This window comes from Coxiella endosymbiont of Amblyomma nuttalli (assembly GCF_018107685.1).
Taxonomy (GTDB): Bacteria; Pseudomonadota; Gammaproteobacteria; order Coxiellales; family Coxiellaceae; genus Coxiella.
The window spans coordinates 680,856-705,729 of the sequence record NZ_CP064834.1; the positions used below are offsets into that span (position 1 = coordinate 680,856).

Genomic DNA, 24,874 nt, shown 5'->3' on the forward strand with positions numbered 1-24,874 from the left:
TTGCAAGTATTATCTTGTATAGGTTCAATAGGTCCGATTAACAATCACTTTAACTGTCTTTCATTAAAAACGACGAGAAGAATATATATGACGAACTCTTTAAAAAGCAAGCAAAATATGTCAAGAAAATTAAAACGAGCTCAATTATCAACTTTTTATATAAAATAACTATTAGTTTATATAAATTATTGCACATTGTGAAAACTCGAAATAGAGTTACTTAATCTTCAATCTATCAATAGATGAGTAAGGACGACTGGAGGGCAACTGCAATAGTATGAGTATGGTGGTATGAACGTGCTTATTATTGGCAATGGCGGAAGAGAACATGCATTGGCATGGAAATTGGCCCAGTCGTCTCGCGTCAAAAAAATTTGGGTGTCACCTGGAAACGCAGGAACAGCATCTGAAAATAAAACTCAGAATATTGCTATTGACTCTACCGATATTCATGCATTGATTGTATTTGTTAAAACACATGATATTGGTTTAACGCTCGTTGGTTCTGAAGTTCCACTAGATGCGGGTATTGTTGATCAATTTTATCAAGAAAATTTAAATATTTTCGGACCCACTCAAGTTGCTGCCAAATTAGAAACTTCTAAAAGTTTCTGCAAATCTTTTATGCAGCACCATCATATTCCTACTGCGAAATTTGCTACATTTAAAAATAAAGACGAAGCGCTGCTGCATATTAAACAACAATCTTTTCCTCTTGTTATTAAAGCAAGTGGTTTAGCAGGTGGAAAAGGCGTGTCCATTGCACATTCGTTAAATGAAGCGAAAAAGATTGTTGTTGCGATGATGGAAGAGAAACAATTCGGAACGGCAGGCGAGGAAATTGTTGTTGAGGAATTTTTAATAGGTAAAGAAGTGAGTATTATTGCTATGGTTGATGGTGAATATATTTTACCACTGGCTAGCTCACGAGATTATAAACGACGTGATAACAATGACCGCGGTCCCAACACAGGCGGTATGGGTGCTTACTCTCCTGTTCCTCAATTGTCTAAAGCCTTACAAGAAAAAATAATGACAACGATTATGCGCCCTACTATCGAAGGATTAAAAGCAAAAGGCATTGCTTATATTGGCTTTTTGTACGCAGGAGTAATGATTACAGCAGATAATGAACCGAAAGTATTGGAGTTTAATGTACGACTGGGTGATCCAGAAACCCAACCACTCATGATGCGTTTGCGTTCTGATTTAGGAGAATTAATTTTGTCGGCGATTTCTGGTAAATTAGATCGCACGAAAAGTATTTGGGATTCCCGCACAGCTTTAACAGTAGTTATGACAGCTGGTGGTTATCCCAACCATTATGAAAAAGGAAATATTATCGAGGGATTGAATCAATCGTTAAGTGCCGATGTTAAAATTTTTTACGCGGGCACGCGGAAAAACAATCACACCATTGTTACCAATGGTGGGCGCGTTCTTTCTATCACTGCTTTGGGGAATGATTTACATGAAGCACGACAAAAAGCTTACCAAACAGTTAAAAAAATTAATTGGCAAAGTTGTTATTATCGACGGGATATTGGTTATTGTTAGACTATTTAATGTTAATGCACACTCCGATCAACAATTAAAAAACGATCTCTCGAATAGGATCCAGAGCGAAGGTTGGGAAGCTGACGTTTTACATTACCTTATCTGCTTCTCGATTTCACCTTCGCATAGCGCATAAAAAAACTCGGATTAACGATTGCAGTGCACGTCGACTATATTGCACACTGCTGTTACATAGATAGTTGTTTTCAATAAACAATAACCAAGGATAAGATACATCTTCGTGAGAACCGTAAGTTGAATTTTTCAGAACTCTCGATAAGTTTTGATTTGATTGATTTCAAAATCAGTAGCCGTTACTTTTGAACACTTTAGGTGCAGAAGAGTCAAGACAATCAATTCTATATCGTGCGTCAATGAATATATAATTAACTGATGCATTTAATCTCTAGCCTCTATAAGAGACCATGAACAACTAAACTATAAGTGTTATTTTTGATATATTGAGCGTGTGATAATGATATTCAGTCCAGATATATTGTTTTTTATTTCTTATTAATCACCACTATCAGACCAAAGACAAGTACCATTTTCTTTTAAGGCTTGTAAAAAATCCTGGTGGGATTTTATTTCTTCATCATTAGCTGTAATTACTCGTAAAGGAGCGCGATTAACGTCGAGACGGCGGATTCGAACAGATTCTCTCACAGTAGAAAAACTTTGAGGCTCAAATAACCCGACTTGACCGCCAGTCATCAACAAATAAACTTGGGCCAATAATCTAGCATCTAACAAAGCTCCGTGATAATGACGATTGGAATTATCCACGTGATAACGGCGACAAAGTGCATCTAAATTGTTATGCTGGCCCGGATGTTTTTGACGGGCTAAAATTAATGTATCAATAACTGCACAATAATCAGTAATAGTTTGGAAAGGTTGTTTTGTCAATTTTAATTCTTGATTCAAAAAACTGATATCAAATGGTGCATTATGGATAATTAATTCTGCACCTTTTAGAAAAGCAACTAAATCAGTTGCAATATCTGTAAACAAAGGTTTATCCATCAGAAAACTTTCGGTAATACCATGAATTTGAGCAGCATCACGTTTAATGGAACGTTCAGGATTAATATAAAAATGTAAATGATTATCCGTCAATTGCCGATCCATCATTTCTAAACAACCTACTTCGATAATACGGTGTCCATTTTCAAGTTCTAGTCCTGTTGTTTCTATATCTAAAACAATTTGTCGCACTGTTATTTCTTTTCCTATCTACTCTATAAATTTGTCTTAGTAAAATTTTCTAAAATTGTATCCATGCCGCAATTGGCTAATTGGTCAGCAATTTCATTTTCAACGTGACCACTGTGGCCCTTTACCCAATACCAAGTTATAGTATGACGCTTAATTTCATACTCAAGTGCTTCCCACAGTGCCCTATTTTTAACAGATTTTTTATTACTAGTTTTCCATTGTCGGTCCTTCCAGACGGGAAGCCATTCCGTGATACCTCGATATAAGTATTGAGAATCAGTAGTCACGATCACATGACAAGGACGCTTTAATGCCTTTAATCCTTCGATTGCAGCTGTTATTTCCATCTGATTGTTGGTTGTGTTCGCAGCGCCATTATAGAGGTGGCGCTCATATTGATTGTAACGCAACAACACCCCCCATCCACCTGGTCCTGGATTCCCTTGACAAGCACCGTCGCAATATAGGTACACAATATTTTCTTCCTTGCCCATATTATATCTTCAATCACATTACATTTTTGTTATTGACTCAATCACCCTTGCACCAAGAAATATCTTTTTACCCATAGAATTTCTGGTTGGATTGGGGAATATATTTTTTTGCCACCAATAAATAAATACCTCCACTGGCAGGGAAAGCCAGCTGTTCTGCTGTTTCAATAAATACTCGGCATTTGTCGTCCTAATTTTTTCTGAGAGGGCGATCCATAACCATAATAGGAGGTTTTACTATTATAGAATGGAATAATTGAAATTAGTTAACCATCGTTTAACTTGTGCACGTGACCAAAATTTTCCTTTCCAGGGAATACGTTGGACAAAAGTTTCTCTTGCTTCCCATAAACTCCAGGGATTGAAACCTAAAATAACTAATTGTCCATTAGGTTTTAGTGCATGAAAAACTTCCCGTAGTAATTTAACAGGATAATCGATAAATTCTAAAAGATGCACGAGCACAATAACATCAATGCTATTAGGTAACAATGGTAATTCGCGCCAACTCGTTTGAATCGACAATATCGAATCATTAATAAATTGTGATGTTAATCGAATATGTGTAAAAATCAAACTTTTTGCAGAATGCGTTACATCTAAAGATCCTCTCATTTACACCAAATAAACACCTTTAATATTTTTTAATATACGGTGGTTTACTTCTTTACTTTCTAACGTTAATACCCACGAATCAGAGGCCCGCTGATACCACTTTTGCATGACTTCCAAACGGTTTTCCATATCGCAAATTATACCTTTTTGTTTTATACTGCCCGAAGCTCGGTTAACTAATCTTATCGAGGAAATGTTTTTTTAATGCTTCACAATATTTTTGCCATCCCTGCTCTTAATGATAACTATATTTGGACCATCGTACATTCAAAGAATCGGAGAGCAGTTATCGTTGATCCAGGAGAAGCTGAACCTGTCCTTCACTTCCTCGAACAAAAAAATTTTATCTTAACCGCAATTCTGATTACACATCATCATTGGGATCATACCAATGGTATTCGACGAATAGTAGAAAAATATTCTGTTCCTATTTATGGCCCTTCGAAAGATACAATTCCTTTTTGTAATTATTCTGTCCGTGATAGAGATACGGTGGAATTGTCAGAGATAGAGCTAACTTTTAAAGTACTAGAGATACCAGGACATACCCTAGACCACATTGTTTATTGGGGAAACCAATGGGTTTATACAGGAGATACCCTATTTATGGCTGGCTGCGGCCGAATTTTTGAGGGTTTTCCAGAGCAATTTTATCATTCACTAATGAAACTGGCCTCATTAGATCCACAGACCAAAGTTTATTGTGGTCATGAATATACAGACCAAAATTTGCAATTTGCAGCGACAGTAGAGCCGGATAATTTTAAGCTCAAAAAGCGTATTATTGAAACCCGACAAAAATTAAGTCGCAATCAGCCCACGCCCCCTTCGACTATTCAACTAGAACTTGAGACTAACCCATTTCTTCGTTGTCATGAAAAAAGTGTCCAGAAACGTGTACAAGCATATTGTGGCTATCCATTAACTGATATCATTGCTATTTTTACCGCTCTGAGGTGTTGGAAAAATGAGTTTTCACTAAGACAACTAAAGCGGCTTTAGCTCTATCGCTAGTTGCATCCAATATCGTTTTTTACACGGACCGCTATCCAAACTGCTTCAATATGTAATTGCTTTTCCAATTGATTAAGTTGGAACAGGAACAAACATCTTACATATATTTGTAACAATTCATATTTTGATCTATTTTATCTACTTAATTGTTGTAACCACTAGTACACTAAAATTAATAATTCTTATCATCATAAGATAAATTTTTTCCAGAATTAGCGGAAAAGTTGTGCTGCATTCCAGATTCTTACTTTTACTTAGGATGAGAAGTTAAAGGTTTTTTCAAATCACTTTATTTGACGTTTTTTGGCGTTTATTTAGTCATGTTAATTAGCTGTGTACATACACCTATAGAATATAATGATGAATATTTGATCAATTTTTCTTGCTTCTCAAGCCATTTATCCGTAATATCCGTCCAATGCAGAAATGGATATTTAACACAGCCATTGCACTACTAGCTTTTTATCTTATTAGTGTTACCACCATCGCAATGTCCACTTCTCGAGGTGGAACGTGGAATACCGGCGATCTCTTGTCTCATCATCAACAGAATTTTTGGACAGCAATCAGCCAACAGTTTGTTCTTGCAGAGCAGTACACAAATAACTATTATGTACGTAAACAAATTCAGTGGTTCTGTCAGCAACAATATTATCTTTCTGAGCTAACTAAAAATGCAAGACCTTATATTTATTATGTTTTTCAACAAACAAAGAAACGGGGTATCCCGCCTGAGATTGCGCTTTTACCGATGATTGAAAGCAATTACAATCCTTTCCTTTATTCAAAACGGGGAGCTACTGGTCTTTGGCAATTGATGCCGGGAACAGCGACCGGATTTAGTCTTCTTATTAATTGGTGGTACGATGGGCGTCGTGATGTAGTTGCGTCAACTAATGCTGCACTGAATTATCTCGAGTATCTGCATGATTATTTTCACAGCTGGCTTTTGGCAATCGCTGCTTACGATGCGGGTGAAGGAACTGTAGCAGTCGCTATTCGTTATAATCGCCTTCATAGACGTCCTACAGATTTTTGGTCTCTACCTTTACCTTACGAGACTCGGGAATACGTACCTAAATTGCTAGCTTTAGCTGATGTAATTAAAAATCACCAGTATTATGGTTTACAACTAAATCCAGTTAAAAATGGTCCTTTTTTTACCATGATATCCTTAAAAACTCGAATGAATTTAAGACAGTTGGTTACATTATCGGATTCTACATTAAATCTCATTCGTAGATTAAACCCCGGTTTTCGCCGCTCAACCACTTTTCTTCATGATGCGTACAATTTCTTGGTACCACTAGATAAAGCAAATCATTTAGAGCAAAGCCTTGTAGAGTTAGAAGCCAGTCGTTATCACAAACGACTTTTGGAGAAATGGGCATATCATCGTGTACATTCTGGTGATTCATTAAGTATTTTAGCCAATCGTTATCACACTAGTATTGCAAAGATTCGTCGTATAAATAAATTGAAAAGTGATATGATTGGTATTGGGAAAAATTTATTAATTCCGGAGGCAGAGGCAACTCCTTACATACCTATTCGTAGCAGTAGTATTTCTAAAGATAATGTTCCCGAATTAAGGTTAAAGTGAGCGATGTACATTGTAACAAAACGCAAAATTACAAAAATATTTCTAAAGATAATGTTCCCGAATTAAGGTTAAAGTGAGCGATGTACATTGTAACAAAACGCAAAATTACAAAAAAAACATTGATGGGAGCATCGTAAGGTTACTAATTATCTTGTATTTAGTGCTAGCAAAATCTAGCAAAATAACACACTGCATCTAAGTAAGATGTCCTGTATAAGTAGGTTTAAGAAAATCAATAATTAAATTAAAAAATCGGGTGTTCCCCTCTATTTTACCTAATAATGATTCTGTTTGTTTGAATAAATGAGTAAGATTTTTTGAGACAGTAGCTTGCACTCTTATTTCGCCGATAGCCTGATCCTCGATGTCATCTTTCCGTTGAAAAATTAGCCCAATTAATGTACCCAATTCACGCAAATAAGAAAGTATAGCTTCCTCCTCATAACCCACTGAAAGCGCACCCAGTTCAACGGCTGCTCTAAACAAAGAGCCTGTTTTTAAGCGATGTATAGTTTTGATTTGCTTTTCCGAAATCGTTTTATTTTTAGCCTCTAAATCCAATTGCTGACCTCCTATCATACCACAAGATCCTCCAGCGCGTGCCAAAATAGCAATTAATCGAGGATTATTTTCTCGAGTTAGTATTTCAAATGCTAAACACTGCAATGCATCACCTACTAGAATGGCTGTTCCTTCATTAAACGCTTTATGACAACTTGGTTGTCCACGACGAAAATCGTCGTTATCCATGCAAGGTAAATCATCATGTACTAACGAATAACAGTGCATTAATTCCACAGCAACAGCTGAGTTATCCATTTTTACAGGATCGCCTGTAAAACAAAGTCCTGTAGCATAGGTTAATAACGGTCGAATTCTTTTTCCTCCCGATGTTACCGCATAATGCATCGCTTCATGTAATCGACAAGGCTCTCGCGTATGATCAGGCAAAAATCCTCGAAGATTCTGATTAATACGCGCCTGATAATTTTCTATAAAATTCATTAAATGAATGCTCATCTACCTAAAAATATCCTTTGATTTAAAAAAGAAAGCGATCTCTTTTTTTGCCGTGGCACGGCTATCAGAACCGTGAACAGCGTTAGCACTAATAGACTCAGCGAAGTCAGCACGAATTGTTTTCGGAACAGCTTTTTTAGGATCAGTCGCTCCCATTAATTCTCGATTTTTGGTAATGGCGTTTTCACCTTCCAGAACCTGAATCATAATTGGACCTTGCGTCATAAACTCAACTAATTTGCTGTAAAAAGGTCTATCTCTATGGATCGCGTAAAATACCTTTGCTTGTGTTATAGTCAAACGCTGCATGCGAGCGGCAACAATTTTAAGACCTGCTTTTTCAAATCGGGAATAAATATCACCAATAATATTTTTAGTAACTGCATCAGGTTTGATAATCGACAATGTTTGCTCAATAGCCATTGCACATCCTCATTTATCAAGATTAAAACACCGATTATCTGTATACCCACAAAGTTAATCCATATCTACACCTAATGGTACTCATTTTGGTTCCTATTGTAGAAAGTTAACCTAATTAAGTTCTACAATATTTTATCTCGTTAGAATCTTTGTATAGATTACTAATAGTTCATTGTTCCTTTAAGATGATAACGCATTTTCGAGGATCAAGCACAAACAACATTTGATCTTATTTTTTCTAGTTGTTACTTTAGATGCTGTAATAGAACAAATTAATTGATATAGTTACCGTTAATTAAGAATAAGAGCACTGGTTTAGTTGTAAGATTTTCTTCCTTCTTCAGGACGAAATACTCTACCACTCTTTATTATCGCCCATCTTATTTACTATATTTACTACGGATAGATTCATTTCAGAGAAAACTTTCATAAAAAAGAAAACCATATCACTTTCCATTTGTACTAGCAATCATTTTGACAACCATAACTAGGTTCGTTTAACATTGTTAGACTATTCCTGGGACACTATTCGGTGCTTTTTGGTGTTGATTACTGTTACCTCCCCCACTGATTCTGCTACTTTCACGTGAATTCCCAATCAAATAAATAAAAATATACAGAATACGTATGCATCATTCGCAACTTACGAAATTAAGAGCTTATATATTGACGTCATGAATATAAAATAGCGATCTTATCTGCTATTGTATCCTTATTCTTAAACATAATCAGTGTACCATATGGATTTTGAGAAAAATGTGTGTAACAAAAAAGTCTAGTAACATCTTTTTTTATAAAGCTATCTACGATACGATCAACTAAAACTCGATCTTCATGGCAACCTGTTGCGGAACAAACTAATGAAGTCCATTACCACACTATTTTTTTGTATGGGATTCATCAGTGTATTAACAACTGATGCAGCAAATACCGGTCAGCAAAATCTAGCACTGATAAACTGTACTACACAACAATTCGCAGTGCCACCTTGCGTTGTTCCTCCTCCTAACATTGGTGTCAAAGGCTACATATTAATGGATTCTAATTCTGGCACAGTTATTGCTGAAAAAAATATGAATCAACGACTCCAACCAGCCAGCTTAACCAAGCTGATGACTCTTTATATTGCTTTCCAGGCACTCAAAAGCGGTCAAATTCATTTAGATAATAAAGCAACTGTTAGCATTAAAGCATGGCGCACAGGTGGTTCACGTATGTTCTTGAAGGAAGGATCAGCAGTTCCTATTAGTTTATTAATTCAGGGAATCATAGTCGCTTCTGGTAACGACGCGTGCGTTACTATAGCTCAATGTATCGCTGGAACGGAACAATCTTTCGCTCAGATGATGAATCAAACCGCTAGGCATCTTGGTATGAAAAATTCGCATTACGTTGACTCCACGGGTTTACCACGGCCCGATCATTATTCAACACCTTACGATATGGCGCTTTTAACTTGTGCTATTATTAATAATTTTCCCGAATATTATCATTTTTTTTCACAAAAATGGTTAACCTACAATAATATTAAACAACCCAACCGTAATCGATTATTATGGTGGGATACTTCAACTGATGGTTTAAAAACTGGCCACACAAATGAGGCGGGTTATTCTTTAATTTCGTCAGCAAAACGTAACGACATGCGACTAATTGCTGTTGTCATGGGTGCTCAGACAGATAACGAACGTATTGATGATTCGGAGGCTTTGCTAGATTACGGTTTTCGTTGCTATCAAACACAATTACTTTTCAGTGCTAATAAAGCTGTTACTAAAAGACGTATTTGGCTTGGCAAAGAAAGATATATTGGTTTTGGCTTAGAAAATCCGTTATATGTTACGACGCCTGTCAATGATTATAAAAATTTACAGGCTAGCCTTCAGATAGATCAAAATTTACGTGCTCCTATTTTAAAAGGTCAAGTCTGTGGAAAAATTACTGTGACACTTTGTAGCAAACCTATTATACAAGCACCGTTAATTGCATTGCAAAACGATTCTCTAGCAAACATATTCTCGCGAATATGGGATTATATCGCTTTATTTTTTAAAGAAATTTTTTAAGTCTTCACGAAAGTTGATTTAATATAAATTAAATTCCCTTGTGATTTCATTGCTATTAAAGTTGTTGCATATACCAACGACATTTTAAGAAGCGGTGTCTTAGATAATCTATTGATATTTTACTAAACTCGTGAGGATAATTGCAGTGTATTTATTGTACTCACATTAGCTATACTTTCATGTAAAGAACAATCTAACTCTAGAGAGATAAACAGATGTAGATTTATAAAAATCTTTGCTTGTCGCTTCTCTATACCTCTTTAATTTGTTTTAAGAGTAGCGACGGATACCAATAATATATCAATACTTTATAATAGAGGTATGATAAAGCATGATAAAACGTGCCTGGCTTTCATCTCTTACTCCGAATAATTCTACATTTAACTGATTTTCCTTACTGACCTCCAACGAAATTATTGAATTAATGTGGACGTCTCTTACATCCAGGCAATTGTCCTTGTGAATTGTACTTATCCTTACTTGTGGTTTGGTCTATTAATCTTATCCTCAGTAAGATAATACTTTAGTAAAATATTCTACTATGATGAACGACGTTATCATTCGACAATTCGACAATTTAATCCCTTACCAACCCTTATGGGAAGCTATGCAAAAATTCACTACTTCTAGACAATCCAGTACTGTTGATGAAATTTGGCTACTTGAGCATTTACCTGTTTTTACACAAGGACTTGCTGGCAAGTCTGAGCATATACTACATCCTCATAAAATTCCCCTGATCCAGACTGATCGCGGCGGTCAGATTACCTATCACGGACCTGGTCAGCTCATAGCTTATTTATTGTGTGATCTTAATCGACTAGGTTTGAACACACGCACGTTTGTTCGAACAATTGAAAACATTATTATTGAATATTTGCAACGGTGGGGAATTTCAGCTAAAGGAAAGGAGGAAGCACCAGGAGTTTATATAGAGGAAGCAAAGATTTGCTCTATTGGTCTTCGTGTGCGTAAAGGATTAAGCTATCATGGATTGGCATTTAATATTGCAATGGATCTGACACCATTTTCCTATATTAATCCCTGTGGCTTTAAAGGATTAACAATGACGCAATTAGGTGATTTTATAAGGACGATTAGTGTACCTACCGTTAAACAGACCATCATTTCTCCTATCTTAAGAAATTTCGGTTATAATCACCCTATCATAAAAACGGAGTCTTTCGATGATTAGTAAAGAACAATCCTATGATCCCACAAAAAAGGCTTTTGGCAAAGAAAAACTTTCTCGTATCCCTATTAAAATTGAAATGATCGATAAACATCTTCAAAAACCGGATTGGATCCGTATTCGGTTATCGATTGACAACAAGGTTAGTCAATTAAAAAAACTATTGCGGAAAAATCAGTTAGTAACCATTTGTGAAGAAGCATCTTGCCCTAATTTAAATGAATGCTTTGGACACGGTACTGCAACTTTTATGATCATGGGTGATAGATGTACTCGACGTTGCAGTTTTTGTAATGTGAGTCATGGTCGTCCCCTCCCTCTAGATCCCGAAGAACCGATCAATCTCGCGCAGACTGTTAACATTATGGCATTACAGTATGTCGTCATTACATCGGTAGATCGAGATGATTTACGAGATGGTGGTGCTCTACATTATACTCAATGTATTAATGCTATACGCCAAAAAAACCCTGACACGAAAATTGAAATATTAGTGCCTGATTTTCGCGGACGCATGGAAAAAGCGTTGGATACACTCGCTACAGCTCTACCGGATGTTTTCAATCATAACATTGAAACTGTCCCACGTCTATATCAACAAGCGCGCCCAGGAGCAGACTATCAATGGTCGCTTACTTTGCTCCAAGCGTTTAAAAAACGCTTCCCTAAAATTCCAATAAAATCTGGCATGATGTTGGGATTAGGTGAAACTCGTGAGGAAATAGAAGCGGTTATGTATGATCTTCGATGGCATACAGTCGATATGCTGACACTCGGACAATATTTACAACCTACTCGTTACCATATGTCGGTAGATCGTTATGTGACCCCTCAAGAATTTAAAGAACTAGGTGAACTGGCGAAAACATTAGGATTTAGTAGCGTCGCCAGTGGTCCTTTTGTACGTTCTTCCTATCACGCAGATTTACAAGCACAAGGAAAAATAGTTTCATAGAGGCACTCTCCGTGAGAATAAGAATAACTAATGGGTAGTTGAATCGTATATAGCCCAATGATGGAAAATTACTTAACGATCATAAGTTATTATTTACAAGCACATACCTATATGAACATGATATTTTCCTTTGTTGTTGCCTTTGCAGAATCACTACCTCTCGTCGGCACTATCATTCCTAGCTCCATCACAATGTCTATTATGGGTATTTTGATTGGACGAGGCATAATTACCTTGGATGCTACTATTTTTTGGGCTGCTTTGGGTGCATTAATAGGCGATACTATCGGATTTTTTATTGGAAAATATTACAATGAATATTTACGTACTATTTGGCCTTTTAAAAAATATCCTCGATGGCTTGCGCTCGGTGAAGATTTTTTCAGAAAACATGGTGGTAAAAGTATTTTAGTTGGGCGTTTTGTGGGACCAGTACGAAGCTCTGTGCCTTTAATCGCTGGATTATTAAAAATGACTTGGTTTCGTTTTTTCGTTGCGGCAATTCCTTCTGTAATTCTTTGGGCAATCGCCTATTTATTACCCGGTGTTTTAATTGGCAGCGTTTCTCTTAAATTACCACAGGGTGTCACAACGAAATTTATATTGATTGGTTTCGGAATTATCATCTTACTTTGGCTTTTATTTTTTGTCATTCAACGATGCCTCTCTTTTCTAGCAACAGTGATCAATGGTTGGATCAATCGTCTATGGGTTTCCTTTTATCATCACCATTCTTCTCATTTTTTATTGCGTCTAATCAGCAATCGTCATATTCTCATAGATCATCATCAATTAACAATGGTGTTATTAGCACTATTGTCATTTATTGCGTTCTTAATATTATTAATTGTCACAATCATATTTGGTCCGCATACTAGCTTCAATGAACCGTTATTTCATTTTTTACAAAGCTTGAGATTGCCAAAAATTGATAGATTTTTCATAGTAATAACCATGTTTGGTGACAAAATAGTTATAATAAGCACCAGTTTGTTATCGATTATCGTCTTAACAGTTAAAAAACAATGGCGGTCTGCTTCTCATTTACTAGTAATTACCTTATTGACTGGTCTGATCTTCTATTTCTTAAAAATGTTCGTCTACTCTCCTCGCCCTATAGAATTTCTAATTATTGATCGATCCTCTTCATTTCCTAGCGGTCATATGGGTTTTAGTGTCACCATTTTAGGTTTTATCGCATTCTTAGTCGCACAAACATTATCTAAAAAATGGCGATGGGTCCCTTATACATTAATAAGCGTTTTGATTATGTTAATTGGATATTCTCGTTTATATTTAGGTGCTCACTGGCTGGAAGACGTATTAGCGAGTCTTTTTATTGGATTAACCTTGTTGTTACTCGTTATTATTTCTTATCGACGATATCCTTTTGAGTCTTTTGGTAACCTCAAATGGCTTTTCTATTTGATCATCGTCATCGCGATGCCATGGATGAGTTTCACGAGAGCAAAATTTTATACGGCTTTACATCAATATTCTTCCCTCTGGCTAACGCGACAGGTAAGCATCACTCAACGGTGGAAACATCCAATGCACTATATGCTCATTTATCGGATGAATCGTTTTGAACATTTTGTGCAACCCTTTAACATAATACAGTGGGCTACTAGATTAAGCAGTATCAAGCATGCTCTCAAATAGTATGGATAGAGAAATTCATTCACAATAGATAAAGAGTATCTTCAGCCGTTTTGTAAGAAGCTATAAAGCGGGAGCATCGTTTCTCGTTACTTCCATAGCTTTACGCGACCAACCACTGATACTATTTATGATAAAACATCTACCTAAGGTAACTACCATGATTGCACCGAACTTATGGAAATCAAGTGCTGTTTTTAATGATAGTATTTTCCGCTTTGGGTAGGTTCGATTCATTATTATATTACTCTAAAACGCCTAATTTTCCTTCTCGTCAGGCTATCAGAAAATTACATTGGTCAATGGACGTAAACACCAAATCAGATTATCCCTACACTTTCATGTGCCACATCGCTACTGAATAAACAAAGAATTTTTATCATAAACAGAGATTCGTTTCTATACTTTCTAAAGAAGTGGTTATGTCCTCTGTTAAGGAAACCCAATGATACCAGTAGTGCGAATAGTTCTGATATGATAATTACCGAATTAGAAATTATTAAATTTGTCTGATGAAAATGTGTAGGGTTTGTTGAACAAAAGTCATCAGTGCAAATTATTTTTATTCATTAGAGCAAATAACAGTTGGTATTTTTAAAAGCATGACGTCTAATAAAATAAACAATTTTAGATGATGTTTTTTATGTGTCCATTTTATTTCCGATTTCACATCATACTATAGTATATAAAACCCACTCAACTAAAGGCACAATAAATCGAGTAGTTAACTTAATGATTCTTTTAATACTATTTTCCTACTACATCTTCAGATCGATAAATATTTTCAATTTCAAGGAGATTTAATGAATCATAAATATCGATAGAGCTAGAGCTGGTTGTTTTATGAAAAAAATATAGTGCTAAAATTAGTTCCATTTTAATTTCGTTTTTACTTTTTATTTCTAAAAGTTTACTGATGAATTACTGAATGCCAAGTTCCATATTTATAACTAATTTTTACTACTATTTAATAAAAATTAATAAAAATAATAATCCATGAAGAGGTTCCATCGCTTGTTCTGGTAAGTAAGATTTCTCTTGAATTAATTAGGAATAATTATGGTTGGTTTAGCTATAGAAACAATTCCGTCGTCATAATCAGGAATCACTTCAATAATATAATAACGGCTAAAATTACCTAATCTTGTTTTACCAGAAAAACATGACTGATCTATACACAATTTTTCTTTATATCCAAATCTAAAATAAAGTGGTAATAGATAATAATCATTCCTATATATTGATCCTACTGTTAAGTCAATATTTATATGTGAAATTATTTAAATTCTTTGACATTTCAGTCAGATTTTGTTTTTAGCAAGTGATAGGAGTACTTTTACCGGATGTCGATTTTATCAATCACTACTAAGATAAAATACACTGAAAAAATATGATGAACTTCTTACGTTCGTATATTTTCCCGCCAATACACTTATAATCGATCTTCATTGACGTTCACCATATTCGATGCCATATTTCAATGAACCGAAGTACGAATCAGCAAAACGTCACCTTGGCTTGTTGAGTCTAAAAAAATGCATTATACATTAATAAAACTACTACACAAATTTATCCGCTATAACATTCTGTCACTATCGGATGTCCAACGATTTGATTTCTACTTAGTCATCTTTTTTCTTCATCCAATAGTACCTGCTCTTGTTATTTTAATAAATAAAATTTATGTTCGCTATTTACATATCGTAGTTAATTGTTTTGTTACGCTTTACGAATTTCTTTCACGTCCGCTGTAAAGGGTTGAAAAGTAATTTTACATAACAAACAGCAGATACCTTGAGTAGTTTTTACTAGAACCATACTTTTTCTGTTAGCTAATTTTAAAAATTCAACGAAGCCAGTTAAAATACCGATCTTTTTCCTTATTTGAATCTAATTGGCATGTCACAGCATCTCTATAAAGAGAAAAAAAGAAAAACGTCTTTGAATCTAGACGCATATTCTCCTCCTCCATTAACGGTTGCTGTGTCGCTTGCACTACTTGCACTACTATTGATATGTCATAAATCTAAAAACAACATTTTTCCATTCGTAAAAATGACTACTAAGTAGGTGAATTACTTTCCTATCGCATCAACCAGAACGAATAATCATAACTCAACCTCTTGCTTTACAAGCTGTTTTAATTGCAGGGCGTGACATCTAAACTTGTAGCAGTAGCGCTCGAAAAAGAAATCACAAACAAATATGGTGAAGTTGATTGCACATTTTGAATTCATTTTCTTATTGCTGTGATGGCATAAGTACTTCACGAGTTCCATTGTTCCCCATAGCACTAACCACACCAGCCGCTTCCATAGCTTCAACAATCCGTGCCGCTCGATTATATCCAATCTTAAATCGACGTTGAATACTTGAAATTGAAACTCGACGCGTACGCACGACCACTTCTACCGATTGATCATATAAAGGATCTTTTGTTCCTTTCTCATCTAGACGATCACCCAATGTTGCCCTCGCAAACCCACTTAAATCTCGGGTGCTCATTTGATCTAAAATTCCTTCAACATAATTTGGCTCACTGAAACTTTTTAGATATTCAGTGACACGGTGAACCTCTTCGTCATGCACATAAGGCCCATGCACTCGAACCGGTGCTCCCATACCTGGTGCTAAATACAATGAATCCCCTTGTCCCAATAATTGTTCAGCCCCTTGTTGATCTAAAATCGTGCGAGAATCTATTTTAGAAGAAACCTGGAAAGCAATGCGAGTCGGAATATTAGCTTTAATAAGTCCTGTAATTATATCCACCGATGGGCGTTGTGTAGCAAAAATTAGATGAATTCCAGCCGCCCGTGCCTTTTGCGCCAACCGCACAATTAATGTTTCCACCTTTTTACCAACCACTACTATCATATCCGCAAATTCATCTGCAATGATAACAATCTGTGGTAGTTCTTCCAGCAATTCAGGAATTTCTTCTTTTCCTTTTTGCAAAGGGTTCAGTAACGGTGTACCTCCTTTACTAGCTGCTTTCACTTTAATATTGTATCCTAAAATATGACGAACTCCCAATGAAGCCATAAGATGGTAGCGCCGTTCCATCTCCATCACACACCATCGTAACGCTGAAGCGGCATTTCTCATGTCAGTAACTACTGGTGTCAGTAAATGTGGAATTCCTTCGTAAACGGAAAGCTCTAACATTTTGGGATCAATTAAGATAAGACGCAATTGTTTGGGTGTCGCCTTATACAATAAACTCAATAATATAGCATTTAAACTTACTGATTTACCTGAACCAGTTGTTCCTGCTGCCAATAAATGAGGCATTTTTGCTAAATCAACAATAACGGGATGTCCACCAATATCCTTGCCTAAAGCAAGCGTTAGACTGGAACACGCATTTTGATATTGCTTGGTAGCCAGTACTTCATAAATTGTAACAACTTTCCGATGCTTATTCGGTAATTCCAAACCAATCACGGATTTACCAGGAATGACCTCAACAACACGGACACTAAGCACAGATAATGAACGCGCTAAATCTTTTGCTAGATTCGTTACCCGACTAACTTTTGTTCCTGCTGCCAGTTGTAACTCAAAACGAGTAACTACCGGTCCAGGATGAACTGCAACTACTTTGGCTTGAATATTAAAATCTGCTAACTGCAATTCCACGTCTTTTGATTTTTGTTGTAGTTCTTCTTTAGAATAATTCAAAATATGATCATGTAGTGGTTTGTGCAGTAAAGAAAGTCTGGGTAGCACTGCTGAACTTTTAAACCGAGGAGATCTAAATTCGCTGTCCATAACTTCAAGTTTTGGTGGTTCTGTAATGTTAGGTTTTATGACGTTAATGGCTGGATCTGAAAGAAAATCTGGTTTAATTTTTTTCATTTCCCGGACTGTTACTATTTTATTAAAATTATCCACTGGCAACAAACATTGGAATACATTCCCCCATGCAATTTCACGTAGTTGCATCACACACCATTTAATTAATTTTATAACAACACTACTTAGAGATTTTAAAATCTGGAACCAAGAAAGCCCAGAAAATAATGTGAAACCAATCAATATAACAGTAATTAAAATCAATGTAGTTCCCACAGAACCAAAGATAGGAAGTAACATATGTGCAATCACGGTTCCAACAATACCTCCGGCATTAAAAGGTAAATGTGGTAAAAATTTTGGCAAATGAAGAGTAGTTAAAACAGAACTCGACAATAATACCAACAAAAAACCTACGAAACTCAAGCTTACCAAAGAAAATTTAATAATAGAATTTTGGTTTTCCTCATGACACTTACGAAAGTAAATCCACGCAGTAAATGAAATTATAAAGGGAAATGTATACGCTAAATAACCTACTGTATATAGGGTAATGCTAGATACCCACGCACCAGCACGCCCTCCTGCATTGGTCACCGTTTTAACAACAACACTATCGGGCCAGATAGAATCTGATTTGTGATAACTTAATAAAGCAATCAAGAGAAAAGTGGAAAATGCGACCGCCAGAATAAGACACCCTTCTCGTAGACGATAACGTAGCTGAATATATGTAACTCCTTTTGTTTCATTTACCGATTTTTTTCTTTTACATTGTTTCAATTATTCTTCCTCCTACTCTTAAGATTTGCAATATAAGATTTGCAACAGTAGCACTACTTAGTGAGTTTAGTTAATATTATACGTTTGAATATCATTAACAAATACCGAAGGCACTATGAATAAAATGAATAAACAACACTATCGTCTTATTATTTTAGGATCTGGACCCGCTGGTTATACAGCAGCTATTTACACCGCTCGTGCCAATCTCAGACCAGTTGTAATCACTGGTATCCAACAAGGTGGACAACTCATGACAACGACTGATGTTGACAACTGGCCAGGTGAAGAAGTATCTGGATTGCAAGGTCCTCAACTAATAGAAAGAATGCAACGCCATGCAGAACGTCTTAATACACAATTTATTTTTGACCATATATATAAATCCGATTTAAATAAGCGTCCTTTCATACTCACTGGTGACATTGCTACTTACACCTGTGATGCTTTAATCATCGCTACCGGTGCTTCTGCCCGTTATTTAGGATTACCTTCTGAAAAAGCTTTTATAGGAAAAGGTATTTCTACGTGTGCCACTTGTGATGGATTTTTTTATCGTGGCAAAAAAGTTGCTGTCGTTGGTGGTGGGAACACAGCCGTTGAAGAAGCTCTTTATCTTTGTCATATCGCTTCTCATGTAACTTTAATTCATCGGCGAAATAAATTACGTGCTGAAAAAATGCTAATAGAACAATTAAATAAGAAAGTTGACGAAGGAAATATTACGATTGAATGGGATCATATGATTGAAAAGATCTTAGGTAATGCACAAGGCGTAATCGGTATACGTATTAAAAATATTAGAGACGAAAAAACTAAAGATGTTACTGTTAACGGTTTATTTGTCGCCATTGGTCACGATCCCAACACAAAAGTATTCAAAGGACAATTAGAGATGAAAGAATCCGGGTATCTGAAAGTAATATCTGGGCTAGAAGGCAATGCTACTGCCACTAGCATCCGTGGTGTTTTTGCTGCCGGCGATGTAGCGGATCGTGTTTATCGTCAAGCTGTCACCGCTGCAGGCATGGGATGCATGGCAGCATTAGACGTGGAACGATATTTAAATCCACTATAAGCAAGTGAGTCGCGCCGCGCTTCTATGTCCTACAATCTATACCCTACAGTCAGCGATATGCCTTTATTCAATGTGTTAAAATTAAAATCCTACATCTTGTTAATCATGACTGACTCTTCAAAAGCAGCATCTAACCACGCGCATTTTTATAAATTGAAATTACTTACTTAGATTTAAAATCTCTCATTTCCATCATTTTATGATGGTTCTGAATGTATTTTGCCAATGTTCTTCTTAAATCTAATATCACGATATTATGTTAACCTCGTGAAAATCATATCTCAGTGATCCAAGACGTCTATATATCATATCTTAGCTGATTAGTTTTTCTAAATTGTATTCCAGAGAGAGATGAGAAGGTACGTCCCACGCTTATTCGCGACACCTAAATAGCTATTATGTTACTGCTCAAAAGTCGCTTAAATTCCTTATAAAAATAGCGGAACCAACATGCTGCATACTATTTTCTATGCACTACTCTATAAATAAACATTCCATGTTATTTCAAGCATCTTAACTATTTTTTATTCATTGTGATATCCCTGAGTTTCACACACTCCTCTTCTGTATCCGCATCATCCATACTAATATTTTAATTAAAATGTTAATATTAACATTTTTATGTCAATATTTTTGAAAAATCATCAGAATCCATTGATTGTAAGAAATATTTCAGGCATTATGACGTCTCATAACTTTTATTAAAACTTATGCCAAAAGAAGAATCTATCGAAATGCAAGGAGTTGTGATCGATTCACTACCTAACACAACCTTTCGGGTTAGGCTTGAAAATGGCCATGTTGTGACTGCCCATATTTCTGGGCGAATGCGTAAGCATTATATTCGCATCTTAATAGGTGATGCAGTGACAGTCGAACTAACGCCTTATGACTTGACTCGAGGTCGAATCGTGTATCGCGAAGCTGGTTGGAAAAAATCATTTGAAGAATAATCACTCTAGCAGCTCTAAAAGTGTTTTTATTACATTAAATGTATCGCTCTTTAGTAATGAGAATAACAGTCAACTCTAAACAGATGTTATCGTGTGGAGATTAATGACATAAGCTTAATGCCCACCACGGCGTATTTTACGCTTTTTGCATATAACGAATCACTGCTTCTCCAAATTGCGCAGTACTAACTGCCTTAGTTTCATCCATCAAACGAGCAAAATCATAAGTCACTATCTTATTATTAATAGCGCCTTCAATGCCCTTAATAACAAGGTCGGCGGCTTCTTTCCACTGCATATAACGCAACATCATTTCTGCCGATAAAATCAACGAACTAGGATTAGCCTTGTTTTGTCCAGCATATTTCGGTGCAGTGCCATGCGTGGCCTCGAAAACCCCAATGGTATCACTTAAATTAGCTCCAGGTGCAATACCAACACCACCTACTTCAGCAGCAAGCGCATCAGAAATATAATCACCATTTAAATTCAAAGTAACAATTACGCTATATTCAGCTGGACGTAATAAAATTTGTTGCAAAAAAGCATCAGCAATAATATCGTTAATAACAATCTCTTTATTGGTTTTTGGATTTTTGAGAACATACCAGGGGCCGCCATTGATCGGTTTTGCTCCATACTCCTTAATAGCTACCTTATATCCCCATTCTTTAAAAGCTCCCTCTGTAAATTTCATGATATTACCTTTATGGACCAACGTGATCGAATCACGGTTATTATCAATGGCATATTGTATAGCGCGACGTACCAGACGAACTGTTCCTTCTTCAGAAATAAGTTTAATACCAATGCCTGCTGTTTTAGAAAAACGAATTTTTTTCACATCCATTTCCTTTTGAAGAAAAGAAATCAGTTTTTTTGCCCCAGGACTCCCTGCTGGCCACTCAATACCAGTGTAAATATCCTCCAAATTTTCCCGGAAAACCACCATATTGACTTTTTCAGGCATTTTAATAGGACTAGGTGCACCATGAAAATAACGCACAGGACGAAGACATAAATAGAGATCTAAATCTTGTCGCAGTGCCACATTTAAGGAACGAATACCGCCACCAACAGGAGTGGTCAGTGGTCCTTTTATCGCAATTTGAAACTCCCTAATGGCTCGTAAGGTTTCGTCAGGTAACCAAAAACCATTTCCATAAATTTTTGTTGCCTTTTCTCCAGCATAAACTTCCATCCACTCAATTTTGAGTTTTCCTCCATACGCCTTATCCACTGCTGCATCCACAACTTTTTTCATAATTGGAGTAATATCCACTCCAATACCGTCTCCTTCAATAAAAGGAATAATTGGGTGTTCAGACTTTTTTTCTTTGTTAATTACAATCTTCTCACCTTGTATGGGTATTTTGATATATTTATAGGTCATAGACTTATTTCCAGCAGCTAAAGTTTCAATTCATAATTTTTACTATTCATCTTCGTCATTTGTCGTCAAGCTATCGGTAACAATGGTAAATTTATCGTAAGTAATATCACAAAATTAACATTGCACGCCATAGCTAAAAAACGATACCTTTTGTCAACTACTTTACAATAAGCTTTCATAACTAATTCATAGCAACTCGTGGCATAGCAATGCATATTTTAACATCAATAAGCTGAGGTCCAGACGAATGAAAATCTACCAATCTACTAGATACAATCATTATCCCGTAATATCTTATCATTGTAGAATCGACAAATTTAAAAAATTCTAGGCAAACAAGCAGATCTATTTTCTCATATAAGTTTGGCATACATCAAGCAGCTATTATTTAAGAATGGGCCAAGGCTCAGAACAACGCCATCCTGCAACAGCTATGATACTCCAAACCTTTTAGATACTTTATTTAGTTGCTGTGCATCCAACATCCAATATTATCTAAACAAATCAGTTAAATACCTTAAGGCCTTTATGAAAAGTAACATGCCCCCTATACAATACTATAATGTGACGTGCCTATAGAGTAATCTATCCTTCTTTCATTTAATTTAAATGCATATCCTTCTAAATTTTTGTTTTGGAGTATCATTAAATCAAATAGAAATATGAACTTTATTTCATTTTCTCATTTCATAACCAAACCAATTTAATCTTCTTTGTTATAATATATTTATTATTTTTTAGAAATTTATAAAAATAAGTTTCCCATGAAAATAATAATCGCGAATTTTTCAGAAAAATCAATATAATTAATACGTTTCTCCACAGAGAGTTACCAGTTATTTTTTTACTTTCATCAAATTGCTTTTAATCCAATACCAAAAACTCAAAAGCTTTCTATTGCCATAAATTTCGCTATCAACCAACGCAGGAAGAACCCCTACCGTGCAACATTTGCATGTACAAGCGTTCTTATTTTTCCTGTGTGTCTGTGCTATAGCCAAATATACCCATGCCACACACTCCGTGATAATTTCATCCTCTTTAAAATCTGTTATTCCTAACTATATATACTATAAGGTGTATCACGTGAGGTATATCTAAATAAGTAATTGGTCTACACCTAGAGTGCCCGGAGCCGGATTTGAACCGGCATAGGATTTAATTCCCGGGGGATTTTAAGTCCCCTGCGTCTACCAATTTCGCCACCCAGGCACGGAAAGATAGAAGAATACCCAGCCTAATTTCTTCAAGCACAAGGCTGGAGTCGGAATCGAACCGACGTACACGGCTTTGCAGGCCGCTGCATAGCCACTCTGCCACCCAGCCATATCACAAGGGGAGATAGTAATATAGCCTACTCTCTAATTTGACTCAATCAAATTCTAATCCTTTTCACTTTGCTTAATGATATCATGTTTATCCCAGCTAACGTTGCAGTTTAAATTAAAGTGTAAAATAGTCAGTGAAATAATAAGCTGATTACTTAACAAGAACTTAATAAGAAACAGCAAGTTGATTTTTATCACAGAAGCTACAAAGTTAAAGCTACCCTTATTTATAACTATTCCTTTTCTTCAGATAATTGGAGAATTTCATGACTTCAAACAGAAATAACACAATAAAACCAAAAACTGGCAAACGGGTTAATAGTTCAAATAATTTAAAAGCATTTTATAAATTTTCCGATCCAATTTCCGCTATACAACACCCTATTCAAAATACTCTATTACAATCGCATATCAATACAATATTTCCCTTATTTTCTCTCAAATGGAGAGTTCTATTCTTTGAGATTACTACAAAGAAAACCAATATAAATTAGATTACATATCTGAGCGGGAAACGAGATTCGAACTCGCGACCCCAACCTTGGCAAGGTTGTGCTCTACCAACTGAGCTATTCCCGCGTCTGTGATCAGAAAGGAGATTTTTTTAAGTTTGGCTTCTAGAACTACAAACCATAAGCCAATTAATTGGTTATTATTACTGCTCGCGACGCATTGTCAAGTCTGGCCAAGCAACTTTTAAATAAATAACCATCGTCCAGACAGTTAATATTGCAGCAACCCAGAATAGAATAACACCACTTGCTAACACTAGTGGATCTGAATTGGGCGTGTACCATATTAATAGGATTAAAGCGACCATCTGCAGAGCTGTTTTGATTTTTGACAAAAAAGTAACGGCGATACTCATTTGCTTCCCTAATTCGGCCATCCATTCACGCAGCGATGAAATAATGATTTCTCGACAAATAATAACAGCACCAGGAATTGCCAAATAGGCAACATAATTGTCCCTAACAACGAACATTAAAGCAACACTTACCAATAACTTGTCAGCTACTGGATCTAAAAAAGCGCCAAAATCTGTCATCTGCGATAAACTTCTGGCTAGATATCCATCTAACCAATCGGTAATTGCAGCTAGAATAAAAATAATCGCGGCAACGGGATGAGCCCAGCGAAAAGGTAAATAATAAAAAAGACCGAAAATAGGAATAGCGGACAGACGAAGAAGCGTAAAAAGCGTCGCGACATTCATATTATCAGATTCTACGGTGATTCACTCAGAGGTCAAGTGAAATACTTCATAAATCAATTCTGATAATTTCTTCAACATTTGCTTTCCGCAGCCCTTGCAGTCCTCCAAAATATTTTAATAACTCCTGCCAACGCTTAGGACTAATTACTCTAAATTATTGCAAAGAGGATTTCACACGATTAAAAAGTTTCTCCCATTTTACCCTTTGATCAGACTCTTGTACTATTGCCAGTAAAATTAAGATGATGACCATTTACCGTAGAAAAGCCGTGCTATAACATCTCTACATTCAGTACCTGAACTATTATTGCATCGCCGATAGTATTTCTTGATAGCCCCTTCCAATCCCAAGAATTACACAAGATCCTATTGCTAATGCTCCAGAAGTATGACTAATACACAGAGCATTTAATTCGAAAAACGTATTTTCTGAGCCAAATTCCGAAGAAAGTACTTGCTTTAGGTATTAGAGTACAACTACATATTGCCATTTTTCGTATAATACCGCA

18 protein-coding genes and 3 tRNA genes are annotated in these 24,874 nt (G+C 35.9%); 9 read left to right on the forward strand and 12 right to left on the reverse strand.

Going from position 1 to position 24,874, the window contains the following annotated elements:
- The first annotated feature begins 291 nt into the window (after window positions 1-291).
- Window positions 292-1,557, forward strand: coding sequence for a phosphoribosylamine--glycine ligase (gene purD / locus CEAn_RS02490; protein WP_211923647.1), 1,266 nt, complete (start codon window positions 292-294; stop codon window positions 1,555-1,557).
- A 513-nt stretch (window positions 1,558-2,070) separates the two neighbouring features.
- On the opposite strand, the gene dnaQ is transcribed toward purD, so the two are convergent.
- The 4 genes from dnaQ to CEAn_RS03695 form a co-directional block, all read right to left on the reverse strand.
- The gene (gene dnaQ / locus CEAn_RS02495; RefSeq protein ID WP_211923648.1) at window positions 2,071-2,775 is read right to left on the reverse strand and encodes a DNA polymerase III subunit epsilon; all 705 of its coding nucleotides are present in this window, start codon (window positions 2,773-2,775) and stop codon (window positions 2,071-2,073) included.
- A gap of 23 nt (window positions 2,776-2,798) precedes the next feature.
- On the reverse strand, window positions 2,799-3,269 hold the full coding sequence (gene rnhA / locus CEAn_RS02500) for a ribonuclease HI (RefSeq protein ID WP_211923649.1): 471 nt from the start codon (window positions 3,267-3,269) through the stop codon (window positions 2,799-2,801).
- 240 nt (window positions 3,270-3,509) lie between these two features.
- Entirely contained in the window at window positions 3,510-3,884 is a 375-nt protein-coding gene (locus CEAn_RS03665; RefSeq protein WP_244670049.1) for a class I SAM-dependent methyltransferase, read from the reverse strand.
- Window positions 3,885-4,013: a hypothetical protein gene (locus CEAn_RS03695; RefSeq protein WP_256435122.1), complete on the reverse strand. Its 129-nt coding sequence runs from the start codon at window positions 4,011-4,013 to the stop codon at window positions 3,885-3,887. It lies immediately after the preceding gene.
- A 75-nt stretch (window positions 4,014-4,088) separates the two neighbouring features.
- Between CEAn_RS03695 and gloB the strand changes: the two genes are divergently transcribed.
- A complete protein-coding gene (gloB, locus tag CEAn_RS02510; protein WP_211923650.1) occupies window positions 4,089-4,886 on the forward strand; it encodes a hydroxyacylglutathione hydrolase in 798 nt (265 codons plus the stop codon).
- Between the two features lie 430 nt (window positions 4,887-5,316).
- On the forward strand, window positions 5,317-6,501 hold the full coding sequence (locus CEAn_RS02515; RefSeq protein ID WP_211923651.1) for a transglycosylase SLT domain-containing protein: 1,185 nt from the start codon (window positions 5,317-5,319) through the stop codon (window positions 6,499-6,501).
- 195 nt (window positions 6,502-6,696) lie between these two features.
- Here the strand turns inward: CEAn_RS02515 and CEAn_RS02520 are convergent, their stop codons facing one another.
- Window positions 6,697-7,506: a polyprenyl synthetase family protein gene (locus CEAn_RS02520; RefSeq protein WP_211923652.1), complete on the reverse strand. Its 810-nt coding sequence runs from the start codon at window positions 7,504-7,506 to the stop codon at window positions 6,697-6,699.
- A gap of 15 nt (window positions 7,507-7,521) precedes the next feature.
- A complete protein-coding gene (ndk, locus tag CEAn_RS02525; protein WP_211923653.1) occupies window positions 7,522-7,944 on the reverse strand; it encodes a nucleoside-diphosphate kinase in 423 nt (140 codons plus the stop codon).
- A gap of 860 nt (window positions 7,945-8,804) precedes the next feature.
- Between ndk and CEAn_RS02530 the strand changes: the two genes are divergently transcribed.
- The 4 genes from CEAn_RS02530 (at window position 8,805) to CEAn_RS02545 (ending at window position 13,819) form a co-directional block, all read left to right on the forward strand.
- Window positions 8,805-10,010: a D-alanyl-D-alanine carboxypeptidase family protein gene (locus CEAn_RS02530; RefSeq protein ID WP_211923654.1), complete on the forward strand. Its 1,206-nt coding sequence runs from the start codon at window positions 8,805-8,807 to the stop codon at window positions 10,008-10,010.
- A 544-nt stretch (window positions 10,011-10,554) separates the two neighbouring features.
- The gene (lipB, locus tag CEAn_RS02535) at window positions 10,555-11,205 is read left to right on the forward strand and encodes a lipoyl(octanoyl) transferase LipB (protein WP_211923655.1); all 651 of its coding nucleotides are present in this window, start codon (window positions 10,555-10,557) and stop codon (window positions 11,203-11,205) included.
- Window positions 11,198-12,157: a lipoyl synthase gene (gene lipA, locus CEAn_RS02540; protein ID WP_211923656.1), complete on the forward strand. Its 960-nt coding sequence runs from the start codon at window positions 11,198-11,200 to the stop codon at window positions 12,155-12,157. The genes lipB and lipA overlap by 8 nt, the downstream gene beginning before the upstream one ends.
- Before the next feature lie 57 nt (window positions 12,158-12,214).
- On the forward strand, window positions 12,215-13,819 hold the full coding sequence (locus CEAn_RS02545) for a bifunctional DedA family/phosphatase PAP2 family protein (protein WP_244670050.1): 1,605 nt from the start codon (window positions 12,215-12,217) through the stop codon (window positions 13,817-13,819).
- 2,238 nt (window positions 13,820-16,057) lie between these two features.
- Here the strand turns inward: CEAn_RS02545 and CEAn_RS02550 are convergent.
- Window positions 16,058-18,397: a DNA translocase FtsK gene (locus CEAn_RS02550; RefSeq protein ID WP_211923657.1), complete on the reverse strand. Its 2,340-nt coding sequence runs from the start codon at window positions 18,395-18,397 to the stop codon at window positions 16,058-16,060.
- Between the two features lie 124 nt (window positions 18,398-18,521).
- Here CEAn_RS02550 and trxB point away from each other — a divergent pair, with 124 nt between their 5' ends.
- Window positions 18,522-19,475 carry a thioredoxin-disulfide reductase gene (gene trxB / locus CEAn_RS02555; protein ID WP_211924171.1) on the forward strand — a complete coding sequence of 318 codons (954 nt, stop codon included), beginning with the start codon at window positions 18,522-18,524 and terminating at the stop codon, window positions 19,473-19,475.
- Window positions 19,476-20,185: 710 nt separating this feature from the next.
- Complete coding sequence (infA, locus tag CEAn_RS02560; RefSeq protein ID WP_211923658.1) at window positions 20,186-20,428, forward strand: translation initiation factor IF-1; 243 nt, start codon at window positions 20,186-20,188, stop codon at window positions 20,426-20,428.
- A 136-nt stretch (window positions 20,429-20,564) separates the two neighbouring features.
- On the opposite strand, the gene icd is transcribed toward infA, so the two are convergent.
- From icd to pgsA, 5 genes are all read right to left on the reverse strand, one after another.
- Window positions 20,565-21,821 carry an NADP-dependent isocitrate dehydrogenase gene (gene icd, locus CEAn_RS02565; protein WP_211923659.1) on the reverse strand — a complete coding sequence of 419 codons (1,257 nt, stop codon included), beginning with the start codon at window positions 21,819-21,821 and terminating at the stop codon, window positions 20,565-20,567.
- Window positions 21,822-22,947: 1,126 nt separating this feature from the next.
- Window positions 22,948-23,033: transfer RNA gene (locus CEAn_RS02570), tRNA-Leu, on the reverse strand.
- Between the two features lie 43 nt (window positions 23,034-23,076).
- Window positions 23,077-23,147 (reverse strand) — tRNA-Cys (locus CEAn_RS02575).
- 508 nt (window positions 23,148-23,655) lie between these two features.
- Window positions 23,656-23,728, reverse strand: a tRNA-Gly gene (locus tag CEAn_RS02580).
- A gap of 76 nt (window positions 23,729-23,804) precedes the next feature.
- Window positions 23,805-24,365, reverse strand: coding sequence for a CDP-diacylglycerol--glycerol-3-phosphate 3-phosphatidyltransferase (pgsA, locus tag CEAn_RS02585; protein ID WP_211923660.1), 561 nt, complete (start codon window positions 24,363-24,365; stop codon window positions 23,805-23,807).
- Between the last annotated feature and the right edge of the window lie 509 nt (window positions 24,366-24,874).

What these genes read in the sequence shown, in the direction of transcription:
- purD (WP_211923647.1), top strand. Translation starts at nt 292, where the DNA reads ATGAACGTGCTTATTATTGGCAATGGCGGAAGAGAACATGCATTGGCA.
- rnhA (WP_211923649.1), bottom strand. Translation starts at nt 3,269, where the DNA reads ATGGGCAAGGAAGAAAATATTGTGTACCTATATTGCGACGGTGCTTGT.
- CEAn_RS03665 (WP_244670049.1), bottom strand. Translation starts at nt 3,884, where the DNA reads ATGAGAGGATCTTTAGATGTAACGCATTCTGCAAAAAGTTTGATTTTT.
- CEAn_RS03695 (WP_256435122.1), bottom strand. Translation starts at nt 4,013, where the DNA reads ATGGAAAACCGTTTGGAAGTCATGCAAAAGTGGTATCAGCGGGCCTCT.
- gloB (WP_211923650.1), top strand. Translation starts at nt 4,089, where the DNA reads ATGCTTCACAATATTTTTGCCATCCCTGCTCTTAATGATAACTATATT.
- CEAn_RS02515 (WP_211923651.1), top strand. Translation starts at nt 5,317, where the DNA reads ATGCAGAAATGGATATTTAACACAGCCATTGCACTACTAGCTTTTTAT.
- CEAn_RS02520 (WP_211923652.1), bottom strand. Translation starts at nt 7,506, where the DNA reads ATGAATTTTATAGAAAATTATCAGGCGCGTATTAATCAGAATCTTCGA.
- ndk (WP_211923653.1), bottom strand. Translation starts at nt 7,944, where the DNA reads ATGGCTATTGAGCAAACATTGTCGATTATCAAACCTGATGCAGTTACT.
- CEAn_RS02530 (WP_211923654.1), top strand. Translation starts at nt 8,805, where the DNA reads ATGAAGTCCATTACCACACTATTTTTTTGTATGGGATTCATCAGTGTA.
- lipB (WP_211923655.1), top strand. Translation starts at nt 10,555, where the DNA reads ATGAACGACGTTATCATTCGACAATTCGACAATTTAATCCCTTACCAA.
- lipA (WP_211923656.1), top strand. Translation starts at nt 11,198, where the DNA reads ATGATTAGTAAAGAACAATCCTATGATCCCACAAAAAAGGCTTTTGGC.
- CEAn_RS02545 (WP_244670050.1), top strand. Translation starts at nt 12,215, where the DNA reads ATGATGGAAAATTACTTAACGATCATAAGTTATTATTTACAAGCACAT.
- trxB (WP_211924171.1), top strand. Translation starts at nt 18,522, where the DNA reads ATGAATAAACAACACTATCGTCTTATTATTTTAGGATCTGGACCCGCT.
- infA (WP_211923658.1), top strand. Translation starts at nt 20,186, where the DNA reads ATGCCAAAAGAAGAATCTATCGAAATGCAAGGAGTTGTGATCGATTCA.
- icd (WP_211923659.1), bottom strand. Translation starts at nt 21,821, where the DNA reads ATGACCTATAAATATATCAAAATACCCATACAAGGTGAGAAGATTGTA.
- pgsA (WP_211923660.1), bottom strand. Translation starts at nt 24,365, where the DNA reads ATGAATGTCGCGACGCTTTTTACGCTTCTTCGTCTGTCCGCTATTCCT.